General features: G+C 71.2%; 11 protein-coding genes. All 11 read right to left on the reverse strand.

The annotated features are described in order from the left end of the window. Positions 1 to 19: 19 nt before the first annotated feature. Positions 20 to 859, reverse strand: a complete 840-nt coding sequence (locus tag CDN99_RS03230; RefSeq protein ID WP_141100604.1) for a Crp/Fnr family transcriptional regulator — start codon at positions 857 to 859, stop codon at positions 20 to 22. Positions 860 to 1,071: 212 nt separating this feature from the next. Beyond that, positions 1,072 to 2,379: a glycerate kinase type-2 family protein gene (locus tag CDN99_RS03235; RefSeq protein ID WP_088382642.1), complete on the reverse strand. Its 1,308-nt coding sequence runs from the start codon at positions 2,377 to 2,379 to the stop codon at positions 1,072 to 1,074. Positions 2,380 to 2,388: 9 nt separating this feature from the next. Beyond that, positions 2,389 to 3,297, reverse strand: coding sequence for a 2-hydroxy-3-oxopropionate reductase (gene glxR, locus CDN99_RS03240; protein WP_088382643.1), 909 nt, complete (start codon positions 3,295 to 3,297; stop codon positions 2,389 to 2,391). 36 nt (positions 3,298 to 3,333) lie between these two features. After that, on the reverse strand, positions 3,334 to 4,119 hold the full coding sequence (garL, locus tag CDN99_RS03245; RefSeq protein WP_088382644.1) for a 2-dehydro-3-deoxyglucarate aldolase: 786 nt from the start codon (positions 4,117 to 4,119) through the stop codon (positions 3,334 to 3,336). 10 nt (positions 4,120 to 4,129) lie between these two features. After that, positions 4,130 to 5,143: a Bug family tripartite tricarboxylate transporter substrate binding protein gene (locus CDN99_RS03250; RefSeq protein ID WP_238139338.1), complete on the reverse strand. Its 1,014-nt coding sequence runs from the start codon at positions 5,141 to 5,143 to the stop codon at positions 4,130 to 4,132. Positions 5,144 to 5,190: 47 nt separating this feature from the next. Continuing rightward, complete coding sequence (locus tag CDN99_RS03255; protein ID WP_088383356.1) at positions 5,191 to 6,477, reverse strand: enolase C-terminal domain-like protein; 1,287 nt, start codon at positions 6,475 to 6,477, stop codon at positions 5,191 to 5,193. A gap of 76 nt (positions 6,478 to 6,553) precedes the next feature. Continuing rightward, on the reverse strand, positions 6,554 to 7,540 hold the full coding sequence (locus tag CDN99_RS03260) for a Bug family tripartite tricarboxylate transporter substrate binding protein (protein WP_088383358.1): 987 nt from the start codon (positions 7,538 to 7,540) through the stop codon (positions 6,554 to 6,556). 278 nt (positions 7,541 to 7,818) lie between these two features. Next, positions 7,819 to 8,571 carry a FadR/GntR family transcriptional regulator gene (locus CDN99_RS03265; protein ID WP_088382646.1) on the reverse strand — a complete coding sequence of 251 codons (753 nt, stop codon included), beginning with the start codon at positions 8,569 to 8,571 and terminating at the stop codon, positions 7,819 to 7,821. A gap of 109 nt (positions 8,572 to 8,680) precedes the next feature. Further along, a complete protein-coding gene (gene kdgR, locus CDN99_RS03270) occupies positions 8,681 to 9,490 on the reverse strand; it encodes a DNA-binding transcriptional regulator KdgR (protein ID WP_088382647.1) in 810 nt (269 codons plus the stop codon). Positions 9,491 to 9,520: 30 nt separating this feature from the next. After that, entirely contained in the window at positions 9,521 to 11,935 is a 2,415-nt protein-coding gene (locus CDN99_RS03275; RefSeq protein WP_158218737.1) for a pectinesterase family protein, read from the reverse strand. A 20-nt stretch (positions 11,936 to 11,955) separates the two neighbouring features. After that, positions 11,956 to 13,107 carry an oligogalacturonate lyase family protein gene (locus CDN99_RS03280; RefSeq protein WP_088382649.1) on the reverse strand — a complete coding sequence of 384 codons (1,152 nt, stop codon included), beginning with the start codon at positions 13,105 to 13,107 and terminating at the stop codon, positions 11,956 to 11,958. Positions 13,108 to 13,110: the final 3 nt, after the last annotated feature.

The raw sequence follows: 13,110 nt of genomic DNA on the forward strand, positions 1-13,110 counted from the left end.
GCGGAAAGTGGCGGCCAGTCTAGACGGGCTGTCGGCAACGCGCCAGCGCCAGCAGTTCCACCCGGTCCAGCAGCCCGATGCGGTAGCCCTGAACCGCCAATACGCCACGGTCGGCCAGTTGCCGCAGCGTGCGCGACAGCGTCTCGGGGGAGATCGACAGCCGCGCCGCCACGTCGCGCTTGCGTTCGGACAGCCGGATCTCGTGCGCGGCGCCGGCCTGGGACAGCAGCCAGGCGGCGATCCGGCCGGTGGCGTCCTGGGTCGTCAGCGCGTGGATCTCGCCGTGGGCACCGCGCAGTTGCACGGCGACGGCGCGGATCAACGCTTCCAGCACCAGCGGGTGGCCGCGCAGCCACGGCACCGCCACCGCCATCGGCCATGCCATCACGAGCGCCGTGGGCGAGGCGACGCTGGCGCCCTCCTCATGGCGACCGTCGAACCAGGCGCTGTGCAGGTCCAACCAGCACGGCGCGGCCACCGAGCCCTTGAGCAGGCTCACGCGCCCCTCGCAGAGCGCCAGCATCGCGGCGGCCGGCTCGCCGCGACGCACCGGCATCTCGCCGTGACGGTAGCGGTGCAAGCGCGTCATGCTGCTCAGGTCGGCCCAGCTGTCGACGTCCAGCAGCACATCGCCCAGCAGCGCGCGCCACGGGATGGGCTGGCTGGGGCCGGGGATGAGGCCCGCGGAGGTGGGCAGGCTGGGCGTCGCCGGGGCGATCGCGTCGATCGCGTCGATCGCGTCGGCCAGGGGGACCGGGTTGGCCGGGTGGACGGCATCGGATTCACCGCGCGGGGCGGTGGGCGCGGTGGGCGCGGCAGGAGCGCCATCAGCGGCGGGGGCGGTCGGGTCGGAGGTCACGGGCTTTCTCGGAAACCGGGATGCCGCACTGTCGCGGCACCGGCCGGAAAAAGCCTTGAGGCTCGTCAACATCCGGTCAATCTTCCAAACCGATCGCCCGATCGTGGGAGGCCGGAAGTTTCGTGAAAGCTCGGACCCGGACGACGATGCCCGCCATCGACCGACCGACCGACCGATCGATCAACGGATCAACGGATCAGCGGATCAGCGGATCAGCGGATCAACAACGCCCGGAAGTCGTTGACGTTGGTCTGCGTCGGCCCGGTGATCAAGAGGTCGCCGAGCGCCTCGAACAGCGCATAGCCGTTGTTGGCCGACAGGAAGTCCGCCGGCTTCAGGCCCAGCGCCCGCGCGCGCTGCAGGCTGGAGGGGCTGAGGAAAGCGCCGGCGTTGTCCTCGACGCCGTCGATGCCGTCGGTGTCGGCCGCCAGGCCCCACACGCCCTCCTGCCCGTCCAGCGCGATGGCGCAGCCGAGCACGAACTCGCCGGCGCGCCCGCCGCGCCCCGGTGTCGGGATCAGCGTGACGGTGGTCTCGCCGCCGGACAGGATCAGGCAGGGCCGGGCGAAGGGCTCGCCATGCCGCGCGACGGACCGCGCCAGCGCCGCATGCACGCGGCCGACCTCGCGCGATTCGCCCTCGATCTCGTCGGACAGCACATGCGTGGCCAGGCCCAGCGCGCGGGCCGCCTCGGCCGCCGCCAGCAGGCTCTGCCGCGGCGCGGCGATGATGCGCTGCTCATGCCCGTCGAAGCAGGCGTCGCCCGGCTTGGGCGTCTCCCAGTCGCCGCGCTCCAGCGCCTGGACGGCCACGCGCGGCAGCTCGATGCGGTAGCGCCGGCAGATCGCCAGCGCGTCGGCGCAGGTCGTCGCGTCGGGCACCGTCGGGCCGGAGGCGATCACCTGCGGGTCGTCGCCCGGCACGTCGGAAATCATCAGCGTCAGCACCCGCGCCGGCGCGCAGGCCGCGGCCAGGCGGCCGCCCTTGATCGCGGACAGGTGCTTGCGCACGCAGTTCATCTCGCCGATGCCGGCGCCGCTGGCCAGCAGCGCGCGGTTCACCGCCTGCTTGTCGGCCAGCGTCAGCCCCGGCGCCGGCAGCGGCATCAGCGCCGAGCCGCCGCCGGAGATCAGGCAGATCACCTGGTCGTCGGCGGTGAGGTGGAAGTCCCGGACCAGCGCCATCATCCGCGCCGCGGCCTGCTCGCCGGCCGCGTCGGGCACGGGGTGCGCCGCCTCGACGATCTCCAGGCGCCGCGGCCGGTAGTCCGGCGGAATGTGCCCGTAGCGGGTGATCACCAGGCCCGACAGCGGCGCGTCCTTCGGCCAGACGGCCTCCAGCGCCTGCGCCATCGATCCCCCGCCCTTGCCCGCGCCGATCACCAGCGTGCGGCCCTTGGGCGGCGGCGGCAGGTGGCCGGGCAGGATCTTGCCGGGCAGCGCGCGCTCCACCGCCACCTGGTAGAGGTGGCGCAGCAGCGCGCGGGGATCGTCGAGCAGGGAGGCGTTGGCGTGGTCCATGGGCGGCGATTATGCGGAGGCGCCGCCCGGCTCGCCACCCAGTTCGTGGTGACCCATCAGCTCGATCGCCCGCACCAGCGCCGAATGATCCAGTTGGTCCCAGCCCTGCGCGGCGGCGGTCTGCATCAGCTGCGCCGTGCCCGCGGTGTTGGGCAGGGCCAGGTCCATCGCCTTGGCGCTCTGCAGCGCCAGGTTCAGGTCCTTCTGGTGCAGCGCGATGCGGAAGCCCGGATTGAAGGTGCGCTTGATCATGCGCTCGCCATGCACCTCGAGGATGCGGCTGGAGGCGAAGCCGCCCATCAGCGCCTCGCGCACCTTGGCCGGATCGGCGCCGGCCTTGGAGGCGAAGACCAGCGCCTCGCTCACCGCGGCGATGTTGAGCGCCACGATGATCTGGTTGGCGACCTTGGTCGTCTGGCCCGCGCCGGCACCGCCGACGCGCGTGATGTTCTTGCCCATCAGCTGGAGCAGCGGCTTGACGCGCTCGAAGACCGCCTCCTCGCCGCCGACCATGATGGACAGCGTGCCGCCCTTGGCGCCGACCTCGCCACCGGACACCGGCGCGTCCAGCCAGTCGGCGCCGAGCGCCTCGACGCGCCGCGCGAAGTCCTTCGTGGCCATCGGCGAGATGGAGCTCATGTCCACCACCGTCTTGCCCGCGGACAGGCCGGCCGCGACGCCGCCCTCGCCGAACAGCACGCGCTCGACGTCCGGCGTGTCGGGGACCATGGTGATGATGACGTCGGCCTGCCGGGCGACTTCGGTGGCGTTGCCGCAGACGGTGGCGCCGACGGCGCGGACCTCGTCGCGCACCGCGCCACGGGTGTGGACGAAGAGTTGATGGCCACCCTGCGCCAGGCGCACCGCCATGGGCGCACCCATGATGCCCAGGCCGATGAAACCGATCTTGATGCTCATTGCTTGCTCTCTTTCACTGCCGGGATGGAGAAGGAATCAGTCCTGGAACTTGTCGCGCAGGCCCTGCGTCGCGGCGCGGAACACGCCGAGGTCGCTGCCCACCGCGACGAAGGTCGCGCCCTGCGCGATGTAGCGGCGCGCGTCGGCCTCGACCGGGGCCAGGATGCCGACCGGCTTGCCGGCCGCCTGGCAGGCCGCGAAGATCGTCGCCATCGCCGCCTGCACGTCCGGATGGCCCGGATGGCCGAGGTGGCCGTACCCGGCCGCCAGGTCCGACGGACCGATGAAGACGGCGTCCACGCCGTCGACCGCGGCGATGTCCGCGACCGCCGCCACGCCGGTCGGGCTCTCGATCTGCACGATCACGGCGATCTGCTCGTTGATGCCCTGGAAGTACCCCGGCACCGTGCCGTAGCGGTTGTTGCGCTGCGCGACCGACACGCCGCGGAAGCCCTGCGGCGGATACCGCGTGGCCTCGACGGCGTAGCGCGCCTGGTCGGCCGACTCGACGAACGGGATCAGCAGGTTGGAGAAGCCGGCATCGAGCAGCCGCTTGATCTCGACGCCGCTGTTGCTGCTCGGGCGCACCACCGGCGCGCTGACGCTGTCCTTCAGCGCCATCAATTGCGGCACGAAGCTGCTGACCTCGTTGGGCGAATGCTCGCCGTCCAGCAGCAGCCAGTCGAAGCCGGCCACGCCCAGCACCTCGGTGCTGATCGGATTGGCCAGCGAGCACCAGCAGCCGATCAGGCGCTCGCCCGCCTTCAGGCGCTGGCGCAAGGTGTTGGGAAAGCTCGAATAGGGCGTGGTGGGTGTCGGCATGGTGGGGTTCTCAATCGAGCTTGATGCCGCTCTTGGCGACGACGGCGGCCCAGTTCTTGCGCTCCTTGTTGAAGAACGCGTCCATCTCGGCCGGATTCATCGTGTAGACCTCGGCGCCCTGCGAGGCCAGGCGGGCGCGGATCTCGGGCGAGCGGATGATGCGGATCAGCTCGGCCGACAGCTTGTTGATCACGGCCGGCGGCATCGAGGCCGGGGCCAGGATGCCCTGCCAGGTGCCGGACTCGAAGCCGGTGGCGCCCTGCTCGGCCAGCGTCGGCACGTTGGGCAGCAGCGGCACGCGCGTGGCCTTGCTGACGCCGATCACCTTGAGCTTGCCGCTCTGCACGAAGGGCAGCGTCGCGAGCATGCCGTTCATGAGCACCTGCGTCTGGCCGGCGATGGTGTCGGTGACGGCCTGCGAGCCGCCCTTGTACGGGATGTACTCCCACTTCGCGCCGGTCAGGCTGGCGACCTGGAAGCCGGCCAGGTGCGGCGCGCTGCCCATGGCGGTGACGGCGAAGTCGATCTTGGACTTCTTCGACAGCTCGACCAGTTCCTTCAGGGTGTTGGCCGGCACCGACGGATGCACCACCAGCATGTGCGGCGAGTACGCCAGCATCGCCACGCCCTTCAGGTCCTTGGACGGGTCGAAGGCGAGCTTGGTGTACAGCGACGGGCTGATGGCCAGCGCGCTGACGTCGCACAGCATGACGGTGTAGCCGTCGGTGGCCTTGGCGGTCTGGTCGGCGCCCATGTTGCCGCTGGCGCCGGGCTTGTTCTCGACGATGACGGGCTGCTTCAGCGCCTCCGACAGCATCGGCGAGATCGCGCGGGCGATGATGTCCGAGGACCCGCCCGGGGTGTACGGGACGATGATGCGCAGCGGCTTGTTGGGCCACTCCTGCGCGGCCAGCGCGTGCAGCGGCGCGGCGGCCACGACGGCGACGGCCGCCGCGGCGAGTGCGAGGCGGCGCGTGACCGGCGGACGGGACCGGCGCATCGACGGGGAGGTCTTCGGGGGCATGTCTTGTCTCCTTGGGGATCTTCTGGACCGGGGGTCGGCGATAGCGATCAGCGGACCATGCAGGGCTTCTTGGGGTCGAAGCGCCAGCCGGGGATGAGGTGCTGCATCGCGATCGCGTCGTCGCGGGCGCCCAGGCCGTGGCGCAGGTACAGCTGGTGCGCGGCTTCCACGGCCGCCATGTCCAGCGTCACGCCCAGGCCCGGCGCGGTCGGCACCTCGACCTCGCCGCCGACGATGCGCAGCGGGTCCTGGGTCAGGCCCTGGCCGTCCTGCCAGATCCAGTGCGTGTCGATCGCGGTCAGCCGCCCCGGCGCGGCCGCGGCGGCGTGGGTGAACATCGCCAGCGACACGTCGAAATGGTTGTTGGAGTGCGAGCCCCAGGTGAGGCCGAAGTCGCGGCAGGTCTGCGCGACACGCACGGCGCCGGACATCGTCCAGAAATGCGGATCGGCCAACGGGATGTCGACCGACTGCAGGCTCAGCGCATGCACGAACTGGCGCCAGTCGGTGGCCACCATGTTGGTCGCCGTGGGCAGGCCGGTGGCGCGGCGGAACTCGGCCATGACCTCGCGGCCCGAGAAGCCGCCCTCGGCGCCGCAGGGGTCCTCGGCATACGCGAGCACGCCGCCCAGGTCGCGCAGCAGACGGATCGCGTCCTTCAGCAGCCAGCCGCCGTTGGGATCGAGCGTGACGCGCGCGTCGGGGAACCGCGCCTTGAGCGCCCGGATCGCCTCGACCTCTTCCTCGCCGGCCAGCACGCCGCCCTTGAGCTTGAAGTCCTTGAAGCCGTAACGCGCCTGCGCGGCGGCGGCCTGCTCGACGATGGACTCCGGCGTCATCGCCACCTGGTGGCGCACCTTCAGCCAGACGTCGGCGGGATCGTCGCTGCCGGCCTCGTCGTCGGGCGTCCGGTAGGCCATGCCGGTCTTGGCGCGGTCGCCGACGAAGAACAGGTAGCCGAGCATCGCGACCGAGTCGCGCTGCCGGCCCTCGCCCAGCAGCTCGCAGACCGGCACGCCCAGATGCTGGCCGAGCAGGTCCAGCAGCGCGCATTCGACGGCGGTGAGCACGTGGATCGTGGTCCGCAGATCGAAGGTCTGCAGGCCGCGTCCGCCGCTGTCCAGCGACTTGAACTGCTCGCGGACCCGCGCGAGCAGCGCGTTCCACGTCGCCACCGGCTGGCCGACGAGCATCTCGCCGGCCGCCTCCAGCGTCGCGCGGATCGGCTCGCCGCCGGGGATCTCGGCGACGCCGACATGGCCGGCGTCGTCCTCCAGGATCAGCAAGTTGCGGGTGAAGAACGGCGCATGCGCGCCGCTCAGGTTCATCAGCATGCCATCGCGCCCGGCGACCGGGATCGCGCGGGCGGACTTCACAACGGGACTGCTTCCGCTCACGACGTGCTCCTGATCAATCGGCGGTGATCTTGCGGGTCTCGATGACCTGCTTCCAGCGCGCGAACTCGGTCTTCTGGAAGGCCTGCGCCTGGTCGGGCGTGTTGGCGACGGTCTCGATGCCGATGTCGGAGAACTTCTGCTTCACCGCCGGGTCCTGCAGCGCCGCGACCACCGCCTGATGGATCTGCGAGCGCAGCGCCGGCGGCAGGCCGCGGGGCGCCGCGACGCCCTGCCAGGAATAGACGTCCGCGCCCTTGATGCCGGACTCGGTCAGCGTCGGCACGTTGGGCACCACGGCCGAGCGCTTGTCGCCGGTCACCGCCAGCGCGCGCAGCTTGCCGCCGATGATGTGCGGCAGCACCGCGTTGATGTTCTGGAAGGACGCGTCCACCTGCGCACCCAGCAGGTCGCTGATCGCGGGCGCGCCGCCCTTGTACGGTACGTGCAGACCGGAGGTGCCGGTCTGCAGCCAGAAGAGTTCCGCCGTGAGGTGGTCCGACGAGCCGTTGCCCGACGACGCGAAGGTCATCTTGCCCGGGTCCTTCTTCAGCGCCTCGACGACATCCTTGACGCTCCGGTACGGCGAGCTGGCCGGCACCACCAGCACGTTGGGCGCCTGGATGGCGACGGTGAGCAGGTCGATGTCCTTGAGCGCGTCGTACTGGACGGCCTTCAGCAGATGCGGCGCGATCACGAACGGACCGAGCGAGGACACCAGCAGCGTGTAGCCGTCCGGCGCGGCGCGCTTCACCTGCGAGGTGCCGAGGGTGCCGGTGGCGCCGGGGCGGTTGTCGACGATGACCGTCTGGCCCCATTTCTCCTGCAGCTTGGCGCCCATGGCGCGGGCCAGCATGTCGGTCGATCCGCCGGCCGGGAACGGCACGACGAGGGTCACGGGCTTGTCGGGGAAGGTGGCGGCGCTGGCGAGCGTCGCGGCCAGGCAGGCAGTGCCGAGCGCGGCACCGAGTTTGACGGCCAGGCGGCGGGTCAGGACGGTCATGTGTGTCTCCGGGAATGGAAGCGATGGGACGCTCTTGGTGCCCACCCGGAAACGCTCCGGGAGGCGGACGGCGGCCTTGTTGTCAGTCATCATACAAGTTGGATCGAGCGGATGACAAGACGCTTCCACGCGGTTGAACGTCGGGACAAACGCGTAGGCATCGCGTGAAGACGAAGCGCGGGGCGATGCTCGCCAAAGGACGGAACAGGCCCGTCGCGGGAATAGCGAGCAAGGCCGCCGAGGCCCGACCCTCGGATCGGAAGCTCAGCCGGCGCGCGTCAGCGCCCTTCCCGCCCCTGCAGCGCCATCGCGGCGCGCCGCCGCCGTTCGCGGCTGTTGCCCAGGTGGGTCCGCATCGCCGCCCGGGCGGCCTCGGCGTCGCGCGCGGCGATGGCGTCGAGGATGCTTTCGTGCTCCGCGTTCACGCGCAGCAGGTAGTCGCGCTGGGCGCGGGGGTCTTCGTCGCCGGCGGCCTGCAGGCTGGCCAGGCGGGCGCGGGGGATGCTCGGCGCGCCGAGCGTGCCCATGAGCTGCTCGAAGTGCGGGTTGCCCGTGGCGCGGGCGATTTCGAGGTGGAACTGGAAGTCGGCGGCAACCGCGTCGCGCCCCGCCTCGGCCGCGGCGGCGAACGCGGCGACGGCCTCGCGCATCGCCGCCAGTTGCGCGTCGCTGCGGCGCTGCGAGGCCAGCGCCGCCGCCTCGGTCTCAATGCCGATGCGCAGCTCCAGCACCGCAATCACGTCGTTGAGCGTGGCCATCTGGTCCGCGCTGATGCGGAACGGTCCGCCGTCGCCGATGCCCAGCACGAAGGTGCCGATGCCGTGCCGGGTCTCGACCAGCCCCTCCGCCTGCAGCTTGGAGATCGCCTCGCGGACCACCGTCCGGCTGACCTCGAACTCCGCCATGATCGCGGCCTCGGTCGGCAGCTTGTCTCCCACCGCCAGCCCACCCGCGCGGATCCGCGCCCCCAGCGCCTGGACCAATCCCAGGGCGAGGGTTTTCGGACGGGAACGGGTCTGGAAGGGGCTCATGGACAGGTCAGTTGTACGACGACATTCTCACACGGCGACGCTCGCCAGGGGCGGTGTCGCGCATGTCGGGGACCCGGGACGGCCCCGGGGCTCGGGCTCGGGCGGCGCCTCAGTGCCGCTCGTCGAGCGGAAACCGTGTGCAGCCCAGGCGCGCGGAGATGTCGCGGCTGGCCGTCTGCAGCATGGCGACGACCTCGGGCGCCTTGGCCTCGTCGTAGCGGAAGGTCGGGAAGCTGACGCTCATGCCGGCGATCGGCTGGCCCAGCCGGTCGAAGATCGGCACGCCCAGGCAGCGGATGTGATCGTCGAATTCCTCGCGGTCCTCGCCGAACCCCTGCGCGCGGACGCGATCCAGCTCGGCCTGGAAGGCGGCCGGCTCGGTGATGGTCTTGTCGCGGAAGCGCTGGAACTCGGCGCCGGCCAGGACGCGCGCGCGGCGCTCCGGATGTTCCCAGGCCATCAGCACCTTGCCGATCGCCGTGCAGTGCAGCGGCGCGCGACGGCCCACGCGCGAGTACATGCCCAGCATGTGCCGCGAGTCGACCTTGTGCACGTAGATGATCTCGCTGTCGATCAGCGTGCCCAGGTGGACCGTCTCGCCGGTGGCGTCGGCCAGCATCTGCATGTGGTGCTTGGACAGGTCGATCAGGTCCGGGTACTGCATCGCCTTCGCGCCCAGCTCGAAGGTCTTCATCGCCAGGCCGTAGCGCTCGCTGTCGGTTTCCTGCCGGACGTAGCCCAGCGTCTTCATCGTCTGCAGGAAGCGGTAGACCGTCGCCTTGGGCATTGCCAGACGGACGGACAGTTCCGAGATGCCGGTGTCGCTGCGCTCCGACAGGGCCTGCAGGATGGCAAACACCTTCAGCACGGCGGCCACCGATTCGGGCGGCTGCTTGCCATCGTTCAGATCGTCATCCATGCGCGAGGTGTTCTTGGAGAAGGAAGGATTTCACCACAGCCGGCCCGCCCCCGCGCCCGCCCGGACGCGGGTGGCGGCATCGGCCGCGGTGTCGATGGGCAGGCGGTACGGCGGCGACCAGCCCGCCTCGGCGCCGACCGCCTGATCCGGCCGGGCGGCACGCAGCGCGCCGGCCAGGTCCAGCGTCGCGCCGTTGAAGAGCGAGCCGCGATCCTCGACGCGATCGCCCTTGAGCAGCCGCGCCACGCGCTCGGGCCCGATGCCGGGCGCGGCCACCCAGGCATTGGCCTCGCTCAGCAGCTGCGATTCGATGCCGATGCCCAGCGAGTAGCCATAGGGGTAGTCCCCGCCCGACTCGGCGACGTAAAGGTTGTTGGCCACGTGCACGCGGCCGTAGCGGACCCGCGGCGTGCGCTCCTTCACTGCCTCCCAGAAGTTGTGGTGCAGCGTCACGCGCAGATGCCCGCGATCGTCGCGATGCCCGTCGCCGCCGCCGATCAGCATGGTCTTGTCGTGGCGGCGGAAGACGTTCCACGACACGGTGACGAAGTCAGACCGCCGCGTGATGTCCAGCAGCCCGTCGTGGCGCTGCATGCGCTGGCCCAGCGCCACCGGCTCGCGGGCGTCCGGACGCTCGCCGTCGTCGAAGCTGCAGTGGTCGACCCAGACATGCCGCGCGGCGCGCAGGGAGACGGTGTCGTATTCGGAGTTCCACTCGCCATGCCCGTTGTCGTTGGGGTCCCAGGCCGGGAAGAAGTCGTAGGCATCGGCGAAATGCAGGTTGCGCAGGATGACCTGCTCGACGCCGTCCAGCATCAGCGAGCCGCCTTCGAAGCCGGCGTCGGGCGTCACGCCGACCAGGGTCGTGAACGACGGCGGCTTCACGACGACGTGCGCGGCCTGCCGCTTCGCCGAGCGGCGACGCGCCTCCTCCAGCGGCCCTTCCGGGTTGCGACGGCCCCAGGTCGCCGGGTCGTACTGCCGGACGAAGGCGTCGACGTCGAAGGCCGGGTCGCGGAAGTCGTCGAAGCCGAGCTTGCGGCCCGCCGCATCGGCGGCGAGGTCGATGCGCGCGGCGATCGCGATCAACTTCGGCGTGTCGCCCAGCGCCAGCGCCGCGTCGAGTTCCGCCCGCGTGCGCACGAAGCGGACGTGCGACGGCGCGGCCCGGGCGCCGCCCTCGGTACCGCCGTCCATCGACGCCCAGCCGTCGCCGTCCGCGAGCCGCTCGAAGGCCGCGGCGGGTAGCGCGACGTTGCGGTATTCGGCCATGCGATTGGCCGCCTCGCCGGTCGCGGCGAACGGGCGCCGGGAGGTCGACGCCGACCAGGGCGCGAGGTGCGGGCCGAGCAGGTTGCCGCGCACCACCGCCTGGCCGTTGGGCACCGTCGGCGAGGCGCGCCACTCGCCACGGCCGATGCCGCGATCCCAGGCTCGACCCAGGCTGACGCTGCCCGGGGCGACGCCGGGTTCGGCCAGCCAGCGGGAATCCTGGATCAGGAAACCATGCGGCTCGCCGTTCGGCGTGCTGGGCGCGAGCACGTGGCCGCCGTGGCCGGGCTGGCGCCGTCCGGCGCGGCTGACGATCAGGCTGCGGTCGATCACCAGCGTCGCGCCGCCGAAGATGAAGTCGACATCACCGCGGATCTCGCTGTCGCGCACCAGCACGCGCGAAGGGCGATCGGCGGCGCCTGGCGCGGCCCGTTCCTGGCCGTCGCCGTTGCTGCCAGCGCCGTCACCGGTGCCCGCGCGGGCCGGGCCTTCGGTGCCACCGTCGACGCGCTCGGCGTAGAACGTGTCCTGATGCCCGATCAGCCGGACCCGCTCCAGCTGCAGCCGATCGCCGCGCGTCATCAGCGCCACGGCCTGCGCGCCGCCGCTTTCACCGACGCCGGCCGGATACCCCTGGCCGTCGCGCACGCGATCCATCGCATCGTTGGCGATGGTCAGACGCAGGAGCTGCACGTCGTCGCTGAACAGCATCACGCTGGCGCTGCCGGGGGTGCCGTGGGTCGTCGCGTCGCGCAGCGGCATGCAGCGGTGCGCCGAAGCGCCGGGCGCCTTGGGCATCGCGTTGTAGCGGCCCTCGACGATGACCACCTCCGACGGATCGCCACGCCCGTAGAGCGTGAACGGGGCCTTGTCCCGCACGCACAGCGGCTCGCGGTAGGTGCCCGGCTTGACCAGCACGTAGCCACGCGCCGTGCCCTGCCCTTTCGCCGGCAGCGCGTCGATCGCCGCCTGCACCGTGCGATGGGTGCCGCTGCCGTCGGCCGCGACGACGAAGGTCGGCGTCCAGCGCGCCGGATCACCCAGCGGCGCCGGCCGCCAGTCGCCGAGGTAGTCGGCCACCGTCGCCCGGGCCGCCTGCGCGTCGTCGAGCTGAGGCCGTTCCTGCGCCCCCGCCGCCCCGGCCAGAACCGCCGTGCCGATGCCCAGGGACACGGCCCGCCACCAGCCCCGCATCACAGATCCGCCAGGTACAGCGCCGGCTCGCCCTCGGCGTCGGCGCTGAACAGCACCTGCCGCTGGTCCGGCGTGAACGACGGATGCGGGTGCGTGACCTGCCGGTTGCCCTTGTAGACGCGCCAGCTGCTGTCATGCCGCGCGACGCGGCGCTCGGTGCCCGCCTTCAGATCGAACAGGTGCAGGTAGGGGTCGGTCTTGATCTGATGGCTGCCGGCATCGGCCACGTCGGCCGGCGAGTCGCAACCGTCGCCGATCAGCAGCGTGCCGTCGTGATTGCTCATCAGGTGCGAGCACGGCGGCATGCGCGTCAGGCGCCGGGAGGCCAGCGTCACCGGATCGAGCGAGCAGATCCAGCGGTCGCGTTGCCCCTTCAGGTAGGACACATAGATCATCGCGGAGCCGTCCGGCACCCAGAACTCGTGGGTGCAGCTCTCGCCCGGATCATGGCGACGGCCACAGCGGATGTCGGTGCCGTCCTCGTTGACGAACCACATGCGCGCATCGACGAGGTCGTGCGGCCCTTCGTGGCAGTACGCGACGGTGCGGTCATCGCCGGGCCGGTACTGCGGATGGCCGAGCCAGCCCTGCTGCTCCAGGATCACCTCCCGCGCGCCGGTCGCCAGATCGATGCGGATCAGCCGGCAGCGCGGCCTGGCATGGAACATCTGGTGGAACTTCTGCCAGTCGCTCAGCGGGAACCAGTCGCTGGCCGCGATCTCGATGCCGACCATCGCGGTGCAGGCGCTGTTGGCGACCCAGGTGCCGTAGCCGACCCAGCCCTCGGGCACCGTGTACACGACCTCCTCGCGCAGATCGGCCAGCGCCAGGCGGATCAGGCGCCGCTCCGCGCGGACGAAGAACAGGTGCCGATCGTCGGGACTCAGGAAGCCGCCGAAGGTGTTCTCGCCGGGCTGGTCGGTGAGCTGCAACGCGACTTGGCGCTTCAGGTCCAGCAGGTGGTAGTTCCAGCTCGATCCGGGCCCGAACTCGCCGCCGAAGATCAGCTTCGAGCCGTCGTTGGTGAAGCACTTCTGATAGAAGTAGTTGCGGTGGCAGGTCACGTCCGTCGGGGTCAATCGCGTGACGCGGGCGCCGGTGTCCGGGTCCTCCCGGGTGACGAAGCGGAGCTGACGTTCGGTGGCTTTCATGAT

The organism is Roseateles aquatilis, assembly GCF_002205645.1.
Classification (GTDB): domain Bacteria; phylum Pseudomonadota; class Gammaproteobacteria; order Burkholderiales; family Burkholderiaceae_C; genus Roseateles; species Roseateles aquatilis.